Source organism: Chryseobacterium edaphi, from assembly GCF_025628985.1.
Lineage (GTDB): Bacteria > Bacteroidota > Bacteroidia > Flavobacteriales > Weeksellaceae > Chryseobacterium > Chryseobacterium edaphi.
Genome location: NZ_JAOTEM010000001.1, coordinates 889,342 through 912,811, shown reverse-complemented (window position 1 = coordinate 912,811; position 23,470 = coordinate 889,342). Strand labels below are relative to the sequence as shown.

The following is a 23,470-nucleotide window of genomic DNA, read 5'->3' as shown; positions in this document are numbered from 1 at the left end:
TTTAAAATCATTTTTTGATAAATGAAGTCATATACCGTTCAGAATTTTTTGCAGAATGAAGTCCGAGAATATATTTTCCGATAGTTAAACTTTTTATATTAATCTCATTGTTGATCAGATTTCCATTCGTTACCATTCTTCCTGAAAGATCATAGATATCATATCGGTCAAACTGCGAATTTCCTTTTACAAAAATAAAATCAGAAGAAGGATTGGGATAGATCTTCACAGAATTTTCTTTTGTAGTTTCCTGTGTCGACAGTTGAATTGCGCTTGCATTATAAAGAATATCAAGTCCGACATTATAATCTGCAATCACGATATCTTTTTTGCCGTCGTTATTGATATCACCGATCGCCAAGCCATCTTCATTATAACTTGAAGCATAAGCAATCGGGAATAGTTGATAGCCATTGGTATAACTTCCGGATGTATTCTGCGAATAGACAGTCACATTGCTCCAGCCACCATGAGCTGCGATGATTTCATTCTTTCCGTCATTATTGAGGTCTGCAACTCGTACTGCATCCGGCAGTTCGTATGCCGGTATTTCTCCCTGATCAGAATATATAGAACTACCGCTGACCTGATGTAAAATCCTGATCTTCGAAGTTCCGTTTGGACCTTTACAGAGCAGAAGATCTTTTTTTCCATCGTTGTTTACGTCACCCAGAGTCATTCCGTCATAGATAACCCCTGTATCAAATTCAACAGGATTGGGATTCATTCCGCTTAATGTTGAGAAATAAGTATATACTTTATGAAGGTTAGGAATATGAATAACAATGTCATTACGACCGTCATCATTCATATCTGCGATTTCCATCATCGGTATCGGATAAGAATATGCATTAGCGGGTTTAGGAATCAAGGTTTCTTGGAATATTCCCGGCGCGCTTTGCTGGTATAAGATCTGAATATTCTGTACGTTTGAGATAATCATATCATTTCGTCCGTCGCGATTCATATCTGCAATTCTTACTCTTTCTACAGTATTGGAAACAGGTGTACTAATAATTGGATTCAACGTACCCGATGCGTTCTGATAGAAGATTCCATAAGAAGAAGACGGAGATTTTATGCCGACGATAATATCGTTTTTCCCATCCTGGTTGAGATCTCCAATGTCTATAGATCCTATAATTTTATAATCACTTGCGTAAGGATATCTGATTGGATCGTTGAGCGTTCCGTTTGCATTTTGAATATATAACAAAATAGAATGGTCATTTACACTAGAAGCATATGCCTGCAGTCCCAAAACCACATCATTGAGTCCGTCATTATTCACATCTCCGATCTTTACAACTTCCGGCCAGGATTGAGTAAATTTATTCTGATAAGGCAGAAAACTAATCTGTGTAAAAGCTTTATTAAAACCGAATAAAAGAATTAACAGAAGGTATTTTTTCTTCATATTATGAATTATTTTATAGAACTGCGATAAAAAAGCCGGTTCTTACAAAACGGCCTTCAAATATATGCAAAATTTCAGTCAGATTCTTTTGTGAAAAAAGGTACTTTTGAATAATTGATCTGATAATTATTATTCTTAAAAAATCTTATAAAAAAATGATTAACAAATTTATTTTTGGAATATTTCTTTTGATTTCTGTCGCATATTTTGGTCAGCAAAAACCATTTTCTACACTCAAATTTGACAAAGTTATCCTGTACGATTTTTCGGGTGGAAAAGGTGTAGGCACTTCTATTATTGATGAAAAAGGAAATTTATCCAAAACCGTAATAAAAAAAGTAACATTAGACGAAGAAACAACAAAAATCCTAAGCAAAAAACTGGAAAGTAAAGAATCTTATGGCGGCGGAACTGCTGCATGTTTCGAGCCACATTTAGGAATCGTTTATTATCTGAAGAACAAGCCAATTGCTCATGTTTCAATCTGTGTGGATTGCAACAGATTGAGTTCGAGCAAGATTATTCCGAACCAAAATCAGGGCAAGACAGGAAATGGTAAAGATGCTTATTATCTTTTGGATGGAATGAGCAAACCATTCAGAAAATACATCAACGGATTGCTGAAGAAATATAATTTTTCCCATCAGATCAAAGAGTAGAATTGCATTGCTTAAATGCTTTACCGATAGTTTTTTAAAATCCTGAATATTGTTTTTAATGTAATATTATATCGCAATCCATCCGATTTATATCTGTAATTTTGCACCCAAGTATTTTTAGAAGAATGAAAACATTATTATATTACTTAAAACCACACAAATGGTTGCTTATCCTATCTTTGGTTTTGGCAACGATCAATCAGGTTTTTTCTTTATTCAGTCCGGCAATTACCGGGAATATTCTTGATCAGTTGGTTACACATCCCAATCATTTTGATAAAGAAAAAGTTGCGGCAAGATCTTTAGACCAATATTTATACGGAACCGATATTTACCACGGTGCATTTTATTTCCTTGGATTATTAATCGGAACTGCAATGATCAGCCGAATTGCCAAAGCATTTCAGGATTATGTAGTGAATGTGATTACCCAGAAATTCGGAGCTAATATTTTCACTGACGGACTGCAACATTCAATGGCACTTCCCTATCAGGAATTTGAAGATCAGCGAAGTGGCGAAACGCTTTCTATTTTAACGAAAGTAAGAGAAGATTCGGTAAAATTCATTACCAATTTCATTAATATATTCTTCGGAATTCTAGTGAGTATTATTTTCGTTTCGATCTATGCGATCCGTTTGCACTGGTCGATTATGCCGGTTTATGTGGTAGGAATTTTTCTTATTGCTTTTATCACTAATTTATTAAGCAAAAGAATTAAAAACATTCAGAAAACAATCGTTACCGAAACGACAGGTTTGGCAGGAAGCACGACAGAAAGTCTTCGTAATATCGAAATTGTAAAAAGTTTAGGTTTAACCAAACAAGAAGTAAAACGTCTGAACAACAATACCTATAAAATTTTAGGACTCGAACTTAAGAAAGTAAAAAGCATCCGTTCGCTAAGTTTTATTCAGGGAACAATGGTGAATTTTCTACAGCAGTTAATTACCCTTACTCTTTTATATTTGATTTTTCGAAATATCGTAACTCCCGGACAGTATTTATCATTAATGTTTTACGGATTTTTCATCTTCGGACCCATGCAGGAAATCGGGAATATCATCATCTCTTATCGTGAAGCTGAAGCATCGCTGCATAATTTTGATACTCTGATGAAAAAAGAGGTTGAACAGAAACCGCAAACTCCAAAACAGATCGGAGCCATCGAAAAACTGGCGTTTGAGGATGTTGCTTTTAAACATCAAAGTGCATCTTACAAAGCTCTTAACGATATTTCGTTTGAAGTTAAAAACGGGGAAACCATCGCATTTGTAGGACCAAGTGGATCGGGGAAAAGTACATTGGTGAAATTATTAGTTGGATTATACAGACCAAAAGAAGGTGCTATTTTCTACAATAATATCAACGGAAATGAATTTGATTTTGATGAATTGAGAAATCAGATTGGTTTTGTAACGCAGGACACTCAGCTTTTTGCAGGAACCATCAAAGAAAATCTACTTTTTGTAAACCCAAATGCTACAGCAGAAGATTTAGATTTAGCTTTAAAAAAATCAAGCGCTACAACACTTATTGAAAGAGCAGATAACGGAATTGACACCATCATCGGTGAAGGCGGACTGAAACTGAGCGGTGGTGAAAAGCAAAGAATTGCCATTGCAAGAGCTTTGTTAAGAAGACCTAATCTATTGATTTTTGATGAAGCAACATCGGCTTTAGACAGCATTACGGAAGAAGAAATTACTTCAACGATCAAACATATTTCTGAAGAAAAAGAACAGATCACCGTATTGATTGCACACCGATTAAGCACCATCATGCATGCTGACAGAATCTATGTTCTAGAGCGTGGGAAGGTGATTGAAACCGGTTCGCATGAAAATTTATTGGATCTGAAAGGATTATATTATGCCATGTGGAGACAGCAAATTGGAGAAAGAAAAATGGTAAATCCTACTGTTTAAAAGATGCTTATAATTATAAGTTTTATTCTCAAATAATCAGAATATTTTTTTGTCATTCCGGAGGAATCTTAACCCAGAAACAAAAACTATTGAGATTCCTCCGGAATGACAAACAGAATGCTTACAGAGTGAATAATGATAGTGAAAAAATAAACAATAAAAAAAAAGCCGTCTCTTTCGAAACGGCTTTCAATATTTATATTAAATCGATTAAGGAACTTTTACCAATTCCACATCGAAGATCAACCATGCATTTGGCGGTATAACTCCTCCTGCTCCTCTTTCACCATAACCCATTGTAGGCGGAATCAAAAGTGTAGCAGTTTCGCCTTCTTTCAATAACAAAATTCCTTCGTCCCATCCTTTGATTACTCTTCCTGTTCCAACAGGGAATTCCAAAGGCTCATTTCTTTTGAATGAAGAATCAAACTCAGTTCCGTTAGTCAGCTTACCTGCGTAATGTACAGAAACATTATCACCCGCTTTTGGAGCTTTACCTTCAGTCTTTTTAGTGATTTTATAATAAAGACCAGATTCTGTAACCTGCATTCCAGCTTTAAGATCTTCTATTGCTTTTTTTGCATCTGCTTCAGTTTTTTCAGCCATCGCTTTGTTGTTTGCAGCAATTTTAGATTTTCCTTCAGTGAAAGTTTTTGCAGCATCGTACCCTTTGTACTCATCACCTTTGCTGAAAATGCTTACTTTTTCAAGTACAATATCAGTTTTAGGTTTATCTTGAGCACCTTTTTCTACATTAGCAATTTTATCAATCACATCGTCACCTTTTACCACTTCTCCGAAGATCGTATGTCTACCATCTAACCAAGGAGTTGCCACTTCAGTAATGAAAAACTGAGAACCGTTTGTGTTTGGTCCAGAGTTAGCCATTGACAAAATACCTTTTCCTGTATGTTTAAGATCGTTTTTCTCGTCTTCGAATTTATATCCAGGATCTCCCATTCCTGTTCCTTGAGGATCACCTCCCTGAATCATGAAATCTTTGATTACTCTGTGAAAAATCGTTCCGTCATAAAAAGGAACACCTTTCGCTTTTGCTTTGTTATCAATTTTACCTTCTGCAAGACCAACAAAGTTAGCCACAGTCACTGGTGATTTTTTGTCTTCAAACTTTACAATTAAGTTACCTTGAGTAGTTTGTAGATTGGCATAAAGTCCGTCTTTAAGCCCTTCGTAAGTTTCTTTGTCTACGTTCATTTTCTTATAAATTGGTGTACAACTTAGCAGCGAAACACTTGCTGCTGCCAGAATTATATTTTTGTTAAACAATTTCATTTTATAGAACTTTTAATTTTATAATTAAAGGAATATCGTTATCTATTTTATTTTCGTCTCCGAAAGTTCCGTAAGCCAATGATGACGGTACAAGCAATGTTACTTCTTCTCCTTCTTTCATATATCTTAAAGCATTTTCTACCGCTTTCAACTCGTCAAAATGTCCGAATCTTGCATCATTTCTTTCGATTGATTTATCATAAATTTTAGTCTGATCAAAATCATACAGATCATAAGAATAAGAAATCGGAGAACCATCTGCTCTTCGTTGTCTTTGATCAAATCCTTCTACCGTAGTCCAGTAATTAAGTTGTGTAGGATAAAATTTAATATCCTGACCATTCACCCAATCCTGAATTTGTTGTCTTTCCAGAGTATTCAGATTTTTCATGCGGTTTCTTGAAATATCAAGATCACTTTTATTCAGGACACCTCCTACCGGTGGATGAACCTGCGGAGTATTTCTTTTACAACTTAAAAGTCCTAATACGGATATGAGAAGTATTTTTTTCATAAAAACTTTTGCGAAAATACGCATTTCGAGAATCATTCACAAAACTTGATGAATTTATTAAAATAAAGTTTGAAAATTTGTTTAATATTAAGTCTTTTCAAACTATTTTTTTAATACTCTCACTGATTTTGCAGATTACACAGATCAATACACTTGAAAAAAATCTGCTCAATCAGCTTAATCTGCGAGAAATCATTTAAAATTAAAAACAAAAAAAAGCCAAGAAAAATCTTGGCATATATAATATTGAATTAATTAATATTAAGCTGTTTCTAAAACATCTTTTTCAACCAAAACTCTCCATCCGAAAGGATCTTCTGAATGGTTGGTTTGTAAATCAACTAAATCATTTTTCAGTGTGACTGCAAAACTTTCTTCATCTGAAAGTACTGGCAATTCCAATTTTTCACCATTGTAGCCTAAAGCCTGAAAAACTGTAGTGACAACCGCTGTTCCGACTCCCCAAACTTCCTTTAAAGTTCCGTTTTTCTGAGCTTCAACAACATCTTTTACTTTAATTGGCTCTACTTTTATTTCGAAACCTCTTTTCTTAGCTAATTGAATGAAACTGTCTCTTGTAACTCCATCCAATATTTTCTCTGAAGTTGGTGGCGTATAAATCGTATCGTTGATTCTTACGAAAACATTCATTGTCCCGCTTTCTTCGAAATATTCGTGAGTAGCATCATCTGTCCATATGATTTGATCATAACCTTCTTCGATTGCCAATTGAGTCGGATAGAAAGAAGCTGCATAGTTTCCTGCTGCTTTTGCCGAACCTACACCACCGCTTGCCGCTCTTGAATAGTGATCAGAGATTTTTACAGATACTGGTTCTGTATAATACATTTTTGCTGGTGTAGCCACGATTGCAAACATATATTTATTTGCAACTCTTGCTTTCAAAGCTTCTTCAGTTGCGAAAATTAAAGGTCTGATATATAAAGAATTTCCTTCACCTTGAGGAATCCATTCTCTATCGATATTTACTAATGCTTTAAGGCCATCTAAAAACATTTCTTCAGTAACTTCCGGCATTGCCAAACGCTTTGCAGATTTATTGATACGCTCAAAATTCTTTTCGGGCCTGAAAAGGAAAACCTGTCCGTCATTGTCTTTGTAAGCTTTCATACCTTCAAAACAAGCCTGTCCGTAATTTACTCCCATCATTGCAGGTGTAAACAATAGAGGACCGTAAGGAACCAATTTCACATCGCCCCATTTGCCGTCTTCATATTCACAGATGATCATGTGATCACTGAAAGTATTTCCAAACGAAAAATTATTGGGATCGAAAGTAGAAATTCTAGAGTTTTCTGTTTTTTGAATTATCATTTCTTAAAATTTTTATGATGTTCTACAAATTTAACATAATTTTCCAAATATAAAAATTTTACATTAAATTTGAAAAAAAATACTTTGGAAAGAGAAATCAGAATCACAAACGACGGTAGTAAAACACTGTTTATCAATGAATTAAACGAAAACTATCATTCACATCATGGTGCGTTACAAGAAGCCGAACATGTGTTTATCAAAAATGGATTAAATCTAATAAATGATTACGAAATTAACATTTTAGAACTCGGTTTTGGAACAGGTTTAAACGTTTTGGTGACAATTAATGAATATTTAAAAACTGACAAAAATCATACGATCAACTATTTCACTCTTGAAAAGTATCCGATAAATGAATCTGAGATCGAAAATTTAGCCTACTTTGATCATTTTGATAACCCAGAATTAAAAAATATTTATCAAAAAATTCATCAAACGGATTGGGAAACTTCAGTTGAAATAGTTAAAGGTTTTAGTTTAAAAAAGATACAATGTGACTTCTTTGATCTGAAGAACATTGACTTACCGAAGATAAATTTGGTTTATTATGATTGCTTTGGAGCGAGAGTACAACCAGATCTTTGGGAAAAACCATTATTTGAAATGGTTTCTGATAAAATGAGTGTAAACGGATTATTAACAACATACTCATCTAAAGGAAGTGTCAGAAGAGTTTTAAAAGAACTTAATTTTCAAGTCGAAAAAAAACAGGGACCACCGGGAAAGAGAGAAATGATCAATGCAATAAAGTTATAAGTGATGAGTGATGAATTATTAGTTATAGTTGACGTCCAATAAATATTACATAGTGGCAAATTCATAATTCATAACTCTCAACTCGTAACTTTTAACTATTTTCCCTATTTTAGCTATACAAAATATTACCTATGATAGACAAGATCAACGTAAGAGTTTATGCTTGTGCAGTAAAAGACAATAAGGTTCTTACGCTTTTTGAAGAATATGCAGGACAGCCGTTATTGAAATTTCCCGGTGGAGGATTGGAATTTGGTGAAGGATTGACAGATTGTCTTCACCGTGAGTTTGACGAGGAATTGAATGTTAAAATAGAAATTGTAGAACACCTTTACACTCAGGAAGATTTTCTGGTTTCCAGATTTAGAGAAAACGAGCAACTCATTACTATATATTATATTGTTAAAATTGTCAATGGAGAAGATTTCCTGATACTTGATCCTTGTATCGAAAGAACAGAATGGCTTCCGATTGATACTGAAGTAAATCCTTTTACATTACCCGTAGATAAAATTGTTTTTGATAAATTAAAAGAAAAATTCCTGTAAAATATTTTACAGGAATTAATTTTATTTTGAAACTTTAAAATCTTTTGCTCCGGGATAAGGTTGTAAATAACCCGAATTCCAATTAGACTGTAGAAGAGACTCCAAAAATTCATCCGTTCTGTTTCGATGCGGATTGTATTGATCTTTTAAATCTATATCGGCGAGTTTTCCCTTAACATTCCACCAAAATGCGCTCCAACCGCCTCGTAACTCTTTTACGATTTCAAAGACATTTTTACCTGTTGCGCGATTCATCAGTTTTGCAAAAACCTGCCCTTCTGTTGTAGTCAGATCTCTTAATTGTTTTTCATATTGATCTGCAAGCATATTTTGTCTGTCTTTCACATATTTTCTTTTGGCTGCAGTATCCATTACCTGCATTTCCTTTTGAATATCTCTGTATTGTTGCAAAGCCGTCAAAAACAATGGGTAAACTCTGTACAGTTTTTTATTAAGGAAAAAATAATAATTTTTATCTAATTGATTATTGAATCGCGGTTTGTTAAGTAATACCAATTCGTCCATTACGACTACAGTTTCGCCATTGATCTCGTAAATTTTGGCTTTCTGTCTTTCATCGTAATAATATTTATTTCCAAATTCATCTGTCTTTAATTCATCTTGAGGATATTGATTTAAAGGTTTAGCAATAATAGAATCCCTTTGCTGACCAAAGACGACGGCACTAAAAAAGAAAAGAAAAAGAAAGGTGATTTTATGAAATTTCATTATTTTTACACGTATTATAACGAAATTTAACTACAAAAATCATTCCTTAAATATGAAATTCGAAAAGAAATCTTTGAAATTTTTAGAGAAATATTTAAACACTTCATCACCAACCGGATATGAACACAGAGGTCAGGAAGTCTGGATGAATTACATCACTCCTTACGTTGACAAAATAGAAGTTGATCACTATGGAACCTGCTACGGAATCATCAATCCAGAAGCTGAATTTAAAGTTGTCATAGAAGCTCATGCTGACGAAATTTCATGGTATGTCAATTACATTACAGATGACGGATTGATTTATGTAATCAGAAACGGTGGTTCCGACCAAACAATTGCGCCTTCAAAAATTGTACACATTCACGGTGAAAAAGGAATTGTAAAAGGTGTTTTCGGATGGCCTGCAATTCACACAAGAGGCGCAAACCAAGATGAACCCACACCAAAAATTGAAAATATTTTTATTGATTGTGGGGCAACAAGTAAACAGGAAGTTGAAGATTTGGGAATTTTTGTTGGATGCATGATTACCTATCCCGATGAGTTTTTCGAAATGAACGACCGTTATTTTGTGTGCAGAGCTTTAGATAACAGAATCGGTGGATTTATGATCGCAGAAGTTGCGAGGCTTTTAAAAGAAAATAAAAAAGAAATTCCTTTCGGATTATACATTACTAATTCTGTGCAGGAAGAAGTTGGTTTGTACGGAGCAGATATGATTGCCGATACAATAAAACCCAATATCGCCATCGTGACAGATGTGACCCATGATACAACAACTCCGATGATCGAAAAGAAAAAAGAAGGGGATCAAAAATGCGGGAATGGCCCCGTTGTTTTCTTTGCACCAAGTGTCCATCATATCATCAGAGAATTAATTATTGACACTGCAAAAAAGAAAGAAATTCCTTATCAAAGAGCTGCAGCGAGCAGAGCAACAGGAACTGATACTGATGCTTTTGCGCACTCAAACGGAGGTGTACCAAGCGCATTGATCTCATTACCATTACGTTATATGCACACAACTGTAGAAATGGTTTCAAAAGAAGATGTAGGAAACGTGATTCAGTTAATTTATGAAACACTTCTGAATATCAAACCGGAAATGAAACTGAAATATCATTAATAAGAAGCTAGAAGTTAGATTTTAGAGATTAGTATTAATTCTAATTTTTTAATTTTCTAATTTCTAGTTTCTAAAATCTAATACTAAAAGTAAAAGTAAAAAATGAAAACTAAGCTTATCGCTCCATCCCTTTTATCTGCAGACTTCGGGAATCTGCAAAGGGACATTGAAATGCTGAACAATTCTCAAGCCGATTGGTTACACGTTGATGTAATGGACGGAAGATTTGTTCCCAACATTTCTTTCGGTTTTCCGGTCATGAAAACAATTCAGCAACACGCAAAAAAATTCGTGGACGTACATTTAATGATTGTAGAACCTGAAAAATACGTCGAGGAATTCATTGAATATGGTGCTGATCTGGTTTCTATACATTATGAAGCTTGTACACACCTTCACAGAACGATCAATTTAATTCAAAGCAAAGGAGCAAAAGCGGGTGTTGTTTTAAATCCATCTACTCCTGTTTTAATGCTTGAAGATATTATTGCTGATGTAGATTTAGTTTTATTAATGAGCGTAAATCCAGGTTTTGGAGGTCAGAAATTTATTGAAAACACCTACAAAAAGATTGCAGAAACCAAAGATTTAATTTTAAGCAATAATTCTACAGCACTGATCGAAGTTGACGGTGGCGTAAATCTAGACAATGCTTCTAAGCTTTTCGATGCCGGTGCAGATGTTTTGGTTGCAGGTAATGCAGTTTTTTCTACAGAAAATCCTGAAAGAACAATCGAATTATTAAAAGTATAAACATAACAAAAAGCAGCCGATAAAAGCTGCTATTTGTTCTCTGGTTAAGAGTAAGTATTATGGTTATTAGTTTTATTAGTTAATGATGTTCAGTTTAACGATGCCTAGTTGTTAAATTTGATCTCTTTTTAACTGGTGTAAAGATGCAGCTTTTTTTAATGCAAAAACATCCGTAAAAACACGGTATTTTTCATCATAAAAAAATTATTTCTTTTATAATCAAGCCGTATTGAAGTATCATTAAAGATTTGACAATTATTTCTCCAGATTCAATAATAACAACAAATAATCATTAAATTGATATTTCATCAAATAATGTGACTAAATGTCACAATTAAATTAAACAATATCTAAAAACGAAAAAATCCGGAAAATTTCCGGATTTTTTATTTAAAAGAGTTTTGATTAGAAAATCTCTCTTCCTGAAAAATGGAATTGCGCTTCGATAAGAGCATTCTCATTAGAATCTGAACCATGTACAGCATTCTCTCCAATGCTTCTGGCAAACATTTTTCTGATTGTACCTTCAGCAGCTTCAGCAGGATTTGTAGCCCCGATTAAAGTTCTGAAATCTTCAACTGCATTATCTTTTTCTAAAACAGCAGCAACGATTGGTCCTGAACTCATGAAGTCAACTAATTCTCCGTAAAATGGTCTTTCAGCGTGTACTTCGTAGAACTTTTTTGCATCAGCATCGGTCAGCTGAGTCAATTTTAAAGCTTTGATTTTGAAACCTCCTTCTGAAATTTTCCCTAAAATTGCACCGATATGCCCATCAGCAACTGCATCAGGCTTAATCATAGTGAATGTAATGTTTGACATAAATGTATATTTTTTGAATGGCACAAAATTACGAAAAATATCTAAAATATAGTTTTAATTTAATTTTAACATAAAATAACTTTTATTAAGAAATCCGCCACAGTTCTTTGGCATACTAATTGCAACTATTAATTCGATTCTCATGTTTAATTTGAGTTTTCATGGTTATTAGTTTTTACCCAGCTTCGGCTGGGTTTTTTATTTTCAAAAATAATGCTGAAAAATTGCGTAATTCGTAAAATATAATTCAGACAATTATAAGCACAATAATATATTGCTTCTATTGTAAACAATAAAGTAAAATGAAAAGTAGTTTTAAAGTTTAGGGAATTTAATTTTGAGAATTTTCTTCAGCTTCTTCCATCAATTTGATGTAGGTTGAATATCGCGAATGTTGAATTTCTCCTGTTTCTAATGCATCAAGAACAGCACATTTTGGCTCATTGATGTGCATACAGTTATGAAACTTACATTCTTTTCTTTTTCTGAAAATTTCGGGAAAATAATGTTGCACTTCTTCTTTTTCAATATCGATCATTGCAAATTCTCTGACACCGGGAGTGTCAATTACATTTCCACCAAAATGCCAGAAATGCATTTGTGCAAAAGTTGTTGTATGTTTTCCTTTAAGATGCGTATCCGAAATTTCTGATGTACGAAGATTCAGATCAGGTTGTAAAGCATTGACCAAAGTTGATTTTCCACAACCGGAGTGACCGAAGAATACTGAAGTCTGATCTTTAAGAAGTTCCTGTAAATCCTGTAAGTTTAGTTTAGAATAAGAGGAAATTTCCAAACTGTCGTAGCCAATTTCCTGATAGAGAAACTGAATATCTTTCACAATTTCAATTTCTTCTTCATTTAAAACATCAATTTTATTGAATAGAATGAGTGGTTTTATATTGTAGGCTTCACAACAGGCAAGAAAACGGTCCAGAAAACCGAAAGATGTTTCAGGATGTTTTAACGTAAATATAAAACACGCAATATCAATGTTCGAAGCAATGATGTGCGCTTCTTTTGAAAGATTAACTGCTTTCCTGATCAAATAATTCTTGCGAGGATCGATTTTCGTAATCCATGCGATATCATCCTGTTCCAACTGAAATTCAACAAAATCACCGACAGCAAGAGGATTGGTCAATCTGGTTTTAATGAGCTTGAATTTTCCACGAATTCTAGCTTCAAAAATCCTTCCGGTTTCCATTTCTAAAACCTGATACCAACTTCCTGTAGATTTAATGATTTTTCCTTTCATATATATGACTGCAAATATAAGGAATTAGGATTTAGATAACAGGATTTAGTTTGATCTAGTGAGATCATATTTCAATTCTAAATCCTATCACCAACTCCTATTTTTATTTTCTGTCAATCATAATATTATTCTGCTTTTCAATAGATTCTTCGTGAATCGCTTTGAAAACCTTTTCTATAAAATCTTGTGACATTCCTGTTTCTTTAGCTTTTTGTACAGCATATTCAGTGATTACTTTCCAACGTTCCGGCTGAAAGATGGCGATATCATTTTCTTTCTTCAGTTTCCCGATTTGTTCTGAAATTTTCATTCTTTGTGAAAGCAATTCGATCATTTGAAAATCTAGATCAGAAATCAATGTTCTGTGTCTTCCCATTTCGTTATCAAAACCTGCCAATCCCGAATTTCTTATTTTTAAATTTGAAATTAATTCTGCCAAAACTTCCGGGGTGATTTGTTGAGAAGCATCGCTCCACGCTTCATCAGGATTCGAATGAGTTTCAATGATTGCACCTTGATAACCAACATTTAAAGCTTCCTGAGTAATATCTGCCAAACCGGTTCTGTTTCCACAAATATGTGAAGGATCTACCAACATTGGAATATTCGGGAACTGACTTTTAAAATCTAAAGCAATCTGCCAATTCGGATTATTTCTGTATTTCGTTTTTTGGTAAGTTGAAAATCCCCGGTGAATAACCCCTAAATTTTTAATATCCTGTCCCAAAAGTCTTTCCAAAGCGCCAATCCACAAAGCTAAATCAGGATTTACCGGATTTTTCACCAAAACGGTTTTCTCAGTTCCTTTTAAGGCTTCTGCAATCTCCTGAACCGTAAAAGGATTTACTGTTGATCTTGCACCAATCCAAAGAATGTCAACATCGGCTTCCAAAGCGGCTGCAACATGATGCGCGTTGGCAACTTCTGTTGCGGTTTTAAAACCGTACTCTTGTTTTACTTTTTTTAACCAGTTTAAACCAATTACGCCAACTCCCTCAAAACCATTGGGTTTTGTACGTGGTTTCCAGATTCCGGCACGAAAAATAGGAACCTTTGCATTGGTGTCTTTTATTCTTTTTGCTGTCTCCAACATTTGAGCCTCGCTTTCTGCACTACATGGTCCTGCAATCATCATCGGTTCCGGAAACTCTTTAATCCAGTCGTTTTTTAAATCTGTTAAGTTCATATTTTTAAGTATTATTTATTTAATTTCTACATTCAATGACAAAGCCTTATAAAGTTGATTTATAATCCTTTTCAAAAAATGCGGTACAAAGATGTAATAAAATTGGAAATGGAAAATAATTGATTTTCCTGTATTTTTTGAGAAAGAAATTTAGTTAGCTATACCAATAAAATCGATAATAGTTTCTGAAATTTCTATAATAATTAGTAGCAAAACTAAAATAACTGCTAAAATAATTAGCAGGTGCAAAAGTAGACAGATATGGGAATAATAATTTTTCCACTTTGATCTTTGAGAATGTCTATTTCTAGTTTTAAATTATGATTGATTATGTAAAAATATGTTATTTTTTACAAAAACATTTAGCAAATATATAAAATTATGTCAAATCAAACTTCATTAAATCATCGAGATCTTTTAGCAAAGGATTGATTTCAACAAATCTTTCGAATTTTTTCTTGGTCGTAAGAACCTCTATTTTAAGGTTTTGAACGTCTTGTTTATATTCGATTTTAATTAAGTAATTATTTACTTTTCTTTTAAAATGATTGAAAAACTCATTGCTTATTTTATCAAATTCCACCTTTGCAGATTCTGACGGATATTGAACCTGTATGATTTTTTCATCAATTTTTTCAAGTTTAAAAGATTTTATCGCATTAAATACAAATTGATCTTTCGTACGAAGCTGCATGAGAAGAAGATTCCATTCTGCCTGAAGATCAGTTTCGGTAAAATGATGCTCCTGAAGATGGTCATTTTTGACTGCCACAGTTTCTTCAACTTCCTGTTTTTCTTCTTTATTGATAAAAGAATTGATACTAAATCCAGACGAAACTTTCGGTCTTGATAAAGGTTTTGAAGCAGTTTTTATTGTTAATTCCGCAGGTATTTCTTCGGTAACAACAGCAACAGGATTTACTTTTATTTCTTCTTTTTTTTCTACAATTTCAATTTTTGAAGGTAATTTTACCTCCTGCTTTTCATGAAGAAAAGGTGCTAATATTATGAACTTTTTTTTTTAGCAACGTCACCAACAGTTAGAGAAGCCAATTGCATTAAAGCAATTTCTACGGTGAGTCTTGGATTCTTAGAATTTTTATAATTTATATCTGCATAATTGCAAATTTCAATTCCATCAATCAATTGCTGAGCGTTCCACTTTTGAGCCTGTTCGACAAATTTTGTTTTCGTCTGTTCACCAACTTCAATGAGATCAATTGTTGATACATTCTGAGCCATCATCAAATCTCTGAAATGATTTCCCAAACCTGCAATGAAAATATGTGGATCAAAACCTCTTTTTACAATTTCATTAAAGGCAAACAGTACTTCCGGAATTTTATTTTCCTTAGCAAAATCTACAATCTTCAAATATTGATCGTAATCTAAAATATTGAGAACTTCAGCGGCTTTTGCCAGTGTAATATTTTTCTGAGAAAAGGTTGAAAGTCTGTCAAAGATTGAAAGTGCATCTCTTAAAGCTCCATCAGCTTTTTGAGCGATTAAATACAAAGCATCATCTTCATATTTAATATTCTCCTTTTGAGCAATCCCCTTCAGATGTTCCTGAATATCTAGAATGGTAATTCTCTTAAAATCATAGATCTGACAACGGGATAATATCGTAGGAATAATTTTATGCTTTTCTGTCGTAGCCAGAATGAAAATAGCGTGAGCAGGTGGTTCTTCCAAAGTTTTCAAAAAAGCATTAAAAGCTGCAGACGACAACATATGTACCTCGTCTATAATATACACTTTATACTGACCAACTTGTGGGGCAAAACGCACCTGATCAATCAGTTCACGAATATCATCAACTGAATTGTTGGAGGCAGCATCTAATTCATAAATATTATAGGCGAAACCGTCTTCTGAAACCGAACCGTCTTTTTCATTGATTTTTCTAGCTAAAATCCTCGCACAGGTAGTCTTACCTACTCCACGGGGACCGCAGAAAAGTAAAGCCTGTGCTAACTGATTTTCGTCAATAGCATGTTCTAAAGTATCTGTAATATGAGATTGCCCAACAACGGTATCAAACTGTTGTGGGCGATATTTTCTTGCAGATACGATAAAATTTTCCATAGCCCAAAAGTAAGAAATATAGTTTTAATCTGAAAGTATAAAATTTCAAATTTAGATAAAACCAGTCATTAACTTTTGCAAAAAATAGTTATTTCTTCTGATACGCAAAATCTATAATATCAACAATTGCTTTCTCAATTTTCTTTCTTCCGTCTTCAGACTTTGTATCTATCCCGCAGAAAGTAGTTCCATTATGAGCTGTATACAGATTGAGGTGGTAAATTCCTGCTACCAGTAACGCTGTAATTGCTCTGTATTCATCGGATTTTTCGCCGAAATGAGGATCGGTAATGTTTGTGAATAATCCTTCTCCTACTTCTTCGCGCTGTTCGAATAATTTTTTCAAAATCGGACGGCTTTCAGAAAGTTCCCAAACAATAATCTTCTGAAGTTCTTTGTTTTTTCTTAAACCTTCATATTGGTTAAGCAAAGCCATTTTTGACATTTCTTTTCCACCGTCAGAAAGATCTACATTCATCTCTTTTTCGTCTACTCTGCTCCAATAATCCTGCGATCTGATATATTCATCAATAAGCTTGTCTGTACTACCGAAATATTCGTAGATTAGCTTTTTATCGAAACCGGCAACGGCTGCGATTTTACTTACCATCAATCCTGAATAACCTTTGGTTTTCAAAATTTTACCAACTGCATTCAGCAATTTCTGTTTGGTTTTTTCTTTGTCCCTGATCGGACCTTGTACAACTTTTCTAGGCATCGTTTATTATTTAAAATTGCAATGAAGCAATTAATTATATATTCTGTTTAAAGTAAAAGTGATTCAAAAGAAATATCTTAATATCCTATTCTTTAGTTTATCACTACATCTTTTTAAAAGTAATTGGGCTGTATAGATTTCCCTCTTTCTTGAAAAGATTTATAATAGCTACGATATTAATATTGGTTTGGATTTGATTTAACTCTAAAATATTTATTTTATAGAAATTATAAATGTGTAATTACCCAACAGTCCGTCAATGTAGCAATCAAAAAATAGTTATCATTAAAAATGTTATTATTTCGATTCACTACTTTAAGAAAATTGCTAAGTAAATTTACATATTAATCTTATATCTAAAATATTTTTTTTTGAGTTACTAAAATTATACCAAATAAAGTTAACAATTAATATTAGTGTTTCTGTATTTTTTATGAAAAATACCACATCAATTTAAAATTAGCATATAATGTACTGATATTACGAACAATAACATACTAAAATCTCAGTTTAATTATCAAATTGTCTTAGTATAATTTATACAAATATAAAATTATCTCTACTTATTTCACAAAAAAAGATTGATTATTAAATAATCTTAGATAAGTATATAGATTTTTCGACAATAGTCAGAAAACGATAATCTTAGATTTTCTGGATATTAGTACTTTTCATTGATTTTATAATTTGAAAAATCAGTTGGAAATTACATTAACTCCAATTTTAAAATTAATAATTCACTATTTCACTAGGTCTAATTATTTTATGATTTAGATAAAACTACAGCAAGTCGAAAATTTGCGCATAATTTCTATTTAAATGGATATTTTTTAAGTAAATTAGCACCACATCTCACAAAAAAGCATCTAAATAACAATTGAATTATTAAAATGAAAGGGGCTTTTCTGAAATTCTTATATTTTACTGTTTTATTAATGAGTGTTTTACTACGAGCTCAAAAGCCAACTCATGCAGAAAAATTCAGGGAAAAAGTTTCAAAAAACTCCGAACTTTTTAGTACTAATATTGATAACGCATATCAACAAATCAGGCCATTATTACATGAAGCCCGAATTTTAAAAGATTCGCTTTCTGAGATGAAACTTCTCGACAGAAAATGCCGGTATTTTTACAGCAAAAATCTGACAGACAGCCTGATTGTTTCGACGGAAAATCTGCAGAAAAAATCTCGTGAGTTTAATAATTACTATTATGAAGCGATGGCAAATATCTATTTGGCAGAAACTTATTCCATCAATAAATTTCATGATAAAGCAATCGTTTATCTGAATAATGCTTACGAAATTCTACAAAAAGATCAGTCTAAATCTAAAAAGATATTCTACGCAAAATCTAATATACTAAACAGTTATTCAAATATTTATCTTGATATCAATCAACCACGCAAAGCTGCTAAAAAAATTCTTGAAGAAATAAACAGTGGAAAAGAACTTACAAACTCGGAAGAATACGCTAATTTTCAATATCTGAATTATTCTAATCTTGCTAATATTTACATTCAGTACAATATAGATTCTGCAGATTATTATGTGAAAAAATCTATAGAATTAAGACCAAAATCTCTTTCGAATGACAAAGCAATGGTTTCCAATTATATTGTTTTAGGTGAAGTTGCCAAATCCAGAGGCGACTTCAAAACTTCGGTTGCCAATTTTCATAAAGCCTTATTTACTAGTCATAAAAATGGAATTGAACTCAATAAAATTAATATTTACACAGCTTTACAACAAATTTATACAAAGACTAAGAATAAAGACAGTGCAGATTTCTATCAACAAAAATTGAAGCAACTTGACTTAAATATTTTGCAGAGCAAATACAACTCGCTTCAAAAAGTCATTGAAAAAGAAAAGATTGAAGAAGACGAAAACAGTTCTCAAAAAATCCTTATTTTCGGAATTGCTTTTGCTGTTCTCATAGGATTTTTCGGACTTTTCATGTACAGATTTAAGAGAAAAAACAAGAAAGAAACTGATCTCAATTTACAGGAAGTTTACAACCAATTAATTACTTTGGTCAAAAATAAGGATGAATCTTTCATGTTTACTTTTGAAAATATTTTCCCTGAGTTTTCAAGTAAGTTATTACACATTACTTCTGATCTTCAACAGTCCGAAATTGAATTTTGTGCTTTATTAAAGCTGAAATTGACAACCAAAGAAATTGCACAATATACTTTCATAGAAACGCGCACGGTACAAAATAAAAAATACAGAATCAGAAAAAAATTAGAAATTCCTGCAAATGAAGATATTTATCAATTCATAGATAATATTTAATTCATTATATACTTTTTAGATATTTAGAGCCATTATCATTAATTAAATGATAATGGCTTTTATTTGTTGACAATACATCTACTGAAGAACTACTTTTTTTTGTTTAAAAAAAATTCATAACACTAAGTACGGTGATAAGTTTACATCTTCAACATTGTAAATTAATCAACAATATCAATTATAAGTCATAAAGTATCTAATGAGTATCATTATTTAGCTTCAAATCTTCAAAATATTTCAGTTTAAACAAATCTCATCCTACATTTGTTAAATTCTTTTGGAGCAGTTCGTACATCAAAAACATAATTTCGGAAAACTTAAAAAAACAATATAAAAATTATAAAAATCTAAAATTAATTATCATGAAAAAAAACTACTCTTTCACTTTTAAAAGAACACTTCTACTCTTTGGATTAGCTGTTAATTTTCTTTCTCTAAAAGGACAACAGTGGGAAAATGTAGGATCGTCGGCAAATGTTTCTGCAGGAGGATCAAGTTATAACAATTTAACAGTTGATGCTACAGGAAAGTATTATCTGTCATATTACGACACCTCAGTTTCAAAAGGTTCTGTACAGAAGTTTGAAGGAAATTCCTGGTCGTATTTGGGAGGAACTGCAGGAATCACTACAGGAATTGCACTTTACAATTCTTTGTCAGTGGATGGTTTGGGAAATGTATTTTACACCAATCAGGGAACCGGGTTGGAAGTAAGAAAGTTTAGTGGCACATCATGGTCCGCTTTAACAAGTGCTACGAGTAACACGGTAAATTTTCATGCTTCGGCGGTGTCACCAGCAAATGTACTTTTCACTTATTCATCTGACGGATCGGGTACGGTAAGACGATTTGCAAATAATGTTTGGGAACAGGTAGGAAATGCAGGATTTTCAAGCGGAGCAGCATTTGCAGAAATGGTAATCGGAACCAACAATAAAATTTACACCTGCAATGTCTCAAGCGGAGTAAGAGTTTATGAGAACACTACATCTGCTACATCTACAGACAACTGGACAATGGTTGGAGGAGCCATCGTAGACGCTTCATCTTCAGGTGAACAGTATACTTCTGACATTGCGATTGATGGAAATAACAATGTATATGTTGCGTACATCTCAAATTCCACAAGTGGAAGAAAAATAAATGTAAAAAAATGGAATGGCACTTCATGGAGTCAGGTTGGTAATGCTAATTTTTCTGCAAAAGCAGTTCAGCATCTTGCCATTGCCGTCACTTCAGGCGGAACACCTTTTGTCGTGGCAAGTCAATGGGACAGTTCTGATGGAAATCACCTGAAAAATACAGTATATAAGCTTGATAGCGTTACAGATACATGGTCATCTTTTGGAGGAAGTTTCGTTTCTGACGATCAGGCAACATATAATGATTTGGCAATTGATGCACTCAACAATTATCTGGTTCTTGCATATTCACAAGGTACAACCAAAGTAAAGAGAATTTCCTTATCTAATTTATCTGTAAATGATGCCAAAAAAGAAGTTTCAACAGTTTATCCTAATCCAACTACAGGAATTATCTACGTGAAAGGTGAAGACAAAATAAAATCAGTTCAAGTTTCCGATGTTGCAGGAAGAACAGTCACATCTCAAAATGATGCTGAAAAAATAGATATTTCAAACGCAACGGCAGGTGTATATTTTGTAACAATAAAGACACAAACAGATAAAATAATCACCAAAAAGATCATCAAAAAATAAAAAGCTTCATAACATACGTAAAAATTAGAATTAGAGAGAATAAGACTTTGCCTGCAGAGTCTTATTTTTTTATTGCTAACAACAGATTTGTGGAATCATTTTTGATAATATTTAAAATATAAATAAACCTTATTTATTAATTAATGAATATTTATATTCTAAATTTATCTAAATGGATTTTGATTTAATAAAAGATGCCGTCACATTACTCGAAGAATTTAATTTAAGTAATAAAAATTCAGCCTATCCTTCAACAATTGAAGGTTTTAAACTTTGGATTTTTGATCAGGAATCTCAAAAACATGACGATCAAGATATCAATACAGACTGGGAAGGAAAAGATCAAGGAAGAAGCCCGGAAAGTGCGATCAGCACTTTGCTCGTACATCTTAACAGATATGCAAAATCCTATTCTAAATCAGCAATATCAGATTCTGAATTTTCAACACAGGAAGATTTTATTTACTTAATTAATTTAAAAGCTTTAGGTGCGATGTCAAAAATTGATTTAATCAAAAAAAACATTCACGAAAAACCAGTCGGAACTTTGATTATTAACAGACTTTTAAACAAAGGCTGGATTGAGCAAACTGATTCGGTGGATGATAAAAGAATTAAATTGATCAATATTACCCAAAAAGGCTTAGAAATTCTTGAAAACCAAATGAGTAAAATTCGTAAGGCAACAAAGATTGTTTCAGGAAATCTTACACACTTAGAAAAAATGGAATTGATTCGGATTTTAAATAAATTAGATCAGTTTCATCATCCGATTTATCACAAAAATATCGACAGTAAAAATCTTATAGAAACTGTTTATAATGATTTTTCATTTGAAAATAACTAATATGAGTAAGATTGCAATTATAGGATCAGGATTTTCAGGTTTGTCGGCTGCAGCTTACTCTGCACAAAAAGGTCATGAGGTTCATGTATTTGAAAAAAACGACAGTTTAGGTGGAAGAGCAAGAAAATTTACCACAGATAATGGTTATACTTTTGACATGGGTCCGAGTTGGTATTGGATGCCCGATATTATTGAAAATTTCTTTACCGATTTTAATAAAAAAACTTCAGATTATTTTCAACTAGTTCCATTAAATCCACAGTTTGAAATGGTTTTTTCGGACGGAACAATGCAGATTCCGCACGATTACAATGAGATTCGAAATCTTTTTGAATCTACAGAAAAAGGTGCAGGAAAAAAGCTGGACGAATTCATGGACGACGCTCAGTATAAATACGAAGTCGGGATGAAAGATTTCGTCAATAAACCTTGTCATTCATGGTTTGAATTTGTTTCTCCGAAAATTGCTAAAAGTGCATTGAAATTAGACCTATTATCCAATTTCCACAAATTTGTAAGAAAATATTTTAAAGATCCAAAGTTGATTATGTTGATGGAATTTCCTGTAATTTTTCTTGGCGCTGCTCCAAAAGACATTCCTGCTTTATACAGTCTGATGAATTATGGTGGTTACAAATTGGGAACTTGGTATCCGATGGGTGGATTTTCCAAAATTATTGATGCGATGGCAGATGTTGCAGAGGAACAGGGAGTTCAATTTCATTTGAATTCAAATATTGATTCAATAAAAATTAATAAAAATAAGGCTACAGCGATCTCAGTAAACGGAACGGATATTGAATTTGACACCGTGATTGCATCGTCTGATTATCACCATACAGAAAACATTTTACTTCCTAAAGAATACAGAAATTACACGGAAGATTACTGGAAAAAGAGAACTTTTGCGCCCTCATGCTTAATCTATTATTTAGGATTTAAAGAAAAAATCTCAAATCTAAAGCATCACACTTTGTTTTTTGAAAATGATTTGGATTTGCATACTACCGAGATTTATGATGATAAAAAATGGCCAACAAAACCTCTGTTTTATGTTTGCTGTCCATCGAAAACCGATGAAAATGTAGCTCCGGAAAATTGCGAAAACGTATTTCTTTTGATGCCGGTTGCGACAGGTTTGGAAGACAGTGATGAAGTAAGAGAAAAATATTTTGACGAAATGATTCTCAGACTTGAAAAACACACCGGAACATCAGATTTAAAATCAAAATTAGAATATAAGAAAAGTTACTGCATCAAAGATTTCAAAGAAGATTACAATGCATACGAAGGAAATGCTTACGGATTAGCAAATACGCTTTCCCAGACAGCAGTTTTGAAACCTTCATTAAAAAATAAAAAAGTCAGCAATTTATTTTATACCGGACAATTGACCGTACCGGGACCGGGAGTTCCGCCATCGATTATTTCAGGGAAAATTGCAGCAATAGAAGCCACCAAATAACCAA

The 23,470-nt window shown here is 32.9% G+C and carries 22 protein-coding genes; 11 read left to right on the top strand and 11 right to left on the bottom strand.

Annotated features, from left to right (window positions below; all coding sequences use genetic code 11):
- Positions 1-7: 7 nt before the first annotated feature.
- Positions 8-1,417 (bottom strand): FG-GAP repeat domain-containing protein, encoded by a 1,410-nt coding sequence (locus tag NZ698_RS04240; protein WP_263001844.1) that lies wholly within the window; start codon positions 1,415-1,417, stop codon positions 8-10.
- A gap of 155 nt (positions 1,418-1,572) precedes the next feature.
- On the opposite strand from NZ698_RS04240, the gene NZ698_RS04235 reads away from it, so the two are divergent.
- Together NZ698_RS04235 and NZ698_RS04230 are read left to right on the top strand one after the other, a co-directional pair.
- Positions 1,573-2,076 carry a hypothetical protein gene (locus NZ698_RS04235; RefSeq protein ID WP_263001843.1) on the top strand — a complete coding sequence of 168 codons (504 nt, stop codon included), beginning with the start codon at positions 1,573-1,575 and terminating at the stop codon, positions 2,074-2,076.
- A gap of 125 nt (positions 2,077-2,201) precedes the next feature.
- A complete protein-coding gene (locus NZ698_RS04230) occupies positions 2,202-4,004 on the top strand; it encodes an ABC transporter ATP-binding protein (protein WP_263001842.1) in 1,803 nt (600 codons plus the stop codon).
- Between the two features lie 210 nt (positions 4,005-4,214).
- Here NZ698_RS04230 and NZ698_RS04225 read toward each other — a convergent pair whose 3' ends face one another.
- The 3 genes from NZ698_RS04225 to NZ698_RS04215 all read right to left on the bottom strand — a co-directional run bounded on the left by NZ698_RS04225 (position 4,215) and on the right by NZ698_RS04215 (position 7,146).
- Positions 4,215-5,219, bottom strand: coding sequence for a peptidylprolyl isomerase (locus NZ698_RS04225; protein WP_263002598.1), 1,005 nt, complete (start codon positions 5,217-5,219; stop codon positions 4,215-4,217).
- 79 nt (positions 5,220-5,298) lie between these two features.
- Positions 5,299-5,811, bottom strand: a complete 513-nt coding sequence (locus tag NZ698_RS04220) for an FKBP-type peptidyl-prolyl cis-trans isomerase (RefSeq protein WP_263001841.1) — start codon at positions 5,809-5,811, stop codon at positions 5,299-5,301.
- A gap of 261 nt (positions 5,812-6,072) precedes the next feature.
- The gene (locus tag NZ698_RS04215; protein WP_263001840.1) at positions 6,073-7,146 is read right to left on the bottom strand and encodes a branched-chain amino acid aminotransferase; all 1,074 of its coding nucleotides are present in this window, start codon (positions 7,144-7,146) and stop codon (positions 6,073-6,075) included.
- Between the two features lie 84 nt (positions 7,147-7,230).
- Between NZ698_RS04215 and mnmC2 the strand changes: the two genes are divergently transcribed.
- Positions 7,231-7,905, top strand: coding sequence for a tRNA (5-methylaminomethyl-2-thiouridine)(34)-methyltransferase MnmC2 (gene mnmC2 / locus NZ698_RS04210; protein ID WP_263002597.1), 675 nt, complete (start codon positions 7,231-7,233; stop codon positions 7,903-7,905).
- Positions 7,906-8,036: 131 nt separating this feature from the next.
- Positions 8,037-8,453 carry an NUDIX domain-containing protein gene (locus tag NZ698_RS04205; protein ID WP_263001839.1) on the top strand — a complete coding sequence of 139 codons (417 nt, stop codon included), beginning with the start codon at positions 8,037-8,039 and terminating at the stop codon, positions 8,451-8,453.
- A 21-nt stretch (positions 8,454-8,474) separates the two neighbouring features.
- Here the strand turns inward: NZ698_RS04205 and NZ698_RS04200 are convergent, their stop codons facing one another.
- Entirely contained in the window at positions 8,475-9,182 is a 708-nt protein-coding gene (locus NZ698_RS04200; RefSeq protein WP_263001838.1) for a DUF4294 domain-containing protein, read from the bottom strand.
- Between the two features lie 52 nt (positions 9,183-9,234).
- Between NZ698_RS04200 and chrP the strand changes: the two genes are divergently transcribed.
- Both chrP and rpe read left to right on the top strand, forming a co-directional pair.
- A complete protein-coding gene (gene chrP / locus NZ698_RS04195; RefSeq protein ID WP_263001837.1) occupies positions 9,235-10,311 on the top strand; it encodes a chryseobasin maturation metalloprotease ChrP in 1,077 nt (358 codons plus the stop codon).
- Positions 10,312-10,413: 102 nt separating this feature from the next.
- Positions 10,414-11,064: a ribulose-phosphate 3-epimerase gene (rpe, locus tag NZ698_RS04190; protein WP_263001836.1), complete on the top strand. Its 651-nt coding sequence runs from the start codon at positions 10,414-10,416 to the stop codon at positions 11,062-11,064.
- 405 nt (positions 11,065-11,469) lie between these two features.
- Here the strand turns inward: rpe and NZ698_RS04185 are convergent, their stop codons facing one another.
- The 4 genes from NZ698_RS04185 to NZ698_RS04170 form a co-directional block, all read right to left on the bottom strand.
- Positions 11,470-11,886, bottom strand: a complete 417-nt coding sequence (locus NZ698_RS04185) for a nucleoside-diphosphate kinase (protein ID WP_263001835.1) — start codon at positions 11,884-11,886, stop codon at positions 11,470-11,472.
- 331 nt (positions 11,887-12,217) lie between these two features.
- Positions 12,218-13,144, bottom strand: coding sequence for a ribosome small subunit-dependent GTPase A (rsgA, locus tag NZ698_RS04180; RefSeq protein WP_263001834.1), 927 nt, complete (start codon positions 13,142-13,144; stop codon positions 12,218-12,220).
- 103 nt (positions 13,145-13,247) lie between these two features.
- Positions 13,248-14,330, bottom strand: coding sequence for a chorismate mutase (locus tag NZ698_RS04175; RefSeq protein ID WP_263001833.1), 1,083 nt, complete (start codon positions 14,328-14,330; stop codon positions 13,248-13,250).
- Positions 14,331-14,709: 379 nt separating this feature from the next.
- On the bottom strand, positions 14,710-15,102 hold the full coding sequence (locus NZ698_RS04170; RefSeq protein ID WP_263001832.1) for a DUF8439 domain-containing protein: 393 nt from the start codon (positions 15,100-15,102) through the stop codon (positions 14,710-14,712).
- A gap of 43 nt (positions 15,103-15,145) precedes the next feature.
- Between NZ698_RS04170 and NZ698_RS04165 the strand changes: the two genes are divergently transcribed.
- Positions 15,146-15,319 (top strand): hypothetical protein, encoded by a 174-nt coding sequence (locus tag NZ698_RS04165; RefSeq protein WP_263001831.1) that lies wholly within the window; start codon positions 15,146-15,148, stop codon positions 15,317-15,319.
- A 16-nt stretch (positions 15,320-15,335) separates the two neighbouring features.
- On the opposite strand, the gene dnaX is transcribed toward NZ698_RS04165, so the two are convergent.
- Both dnaX and NZ698_RS04155 read right to left on the bottom strand, forming a co-directional pair.
- Positions 15,336-16,418, bottom strand: a complete 1,083-nt coding sequence (gene dnaX, locus NZ698_RS04160; protein WP_263001830.1) for a DNA polymerase III subunit gamma/tau — start codon at positions 16,416-16,418, stop codon at positions 15,336-15,338.
- A gap of 88 nt (positions 16,419-16,506) precedes the next feature.
- Positions 16,507-17,136 (bottom strand): TetR/AcrR family transcriptional regulator, encoded by a 630-nt coding sequence (locus tag NZ698_RS04155; RefSeq protein WP_263001829.1) that lies wholly within the window; start codon positions 17,134-17,136, stop codon positions 16,507-16,509.
- 890 nt (positions 17,137-18,026) lie between these two features.
- On the opposite strand from NZ698_RS04155, the gene NZ698_RS04150 reads away from it, so the two are divergent.
- The 4 genes from NZ698_RS04150 to crtID all read left to right on the top strand — a co-directional run bounded on the left by NZ698_RS04150 (position 18,027) and on the right by crtID (position 23,466).
- Positions 18,027-19,436, top strand: coding sequence for a tetratricopeptide repeat protein (locus NZ698_RS04150; protein WP_263001828.1), 1,410 nt, complete (start codon positions 18,027-18,029; stop codon positions 19,434-19,436).
- 362 nt (positions 19,437-19,798) lie between these two features.
- Positions 19,799-21,154 (top strand): T9SS type A sorting domain-containing protein, encoded by a 1,356-nt coding sequence (locus tag NZ698_RS04145; RefSeq protein WP_263001827.1) that lies wholly within the window; start codon positions 19,799-19,801, stop codon positions 21,152-21,154.
- Between the two features lie 172 nt (positions 21,155-21,326).
- Positions 21,327-22,001 (top strand): MarR family winged helix-turn-helix transcriptional regulator, encoded by a 675-nt coding sequence (locus NZ698_RS04140; RefSeq protein WP_263001826.1) that lies wholly within the window; start codon positions 21,327-21,329, stop codon positions 21,999-22,001.
- Between the two features lies 1 nt (position 22,002).
- Positions 22,003-23,466, top strand: a complete 1,464-nt coding sequence (gene crtID / locus NZ698_RS04135) for a bifunctional phytoene desaturase/3,4-desaturase (protein WP_263001825.1) — start codon at positions 22,003-22,005, stop codon at positions 23,464-23,466.
- Positions 23,467-23,470 lie beyond the last annotated feature (4 nt).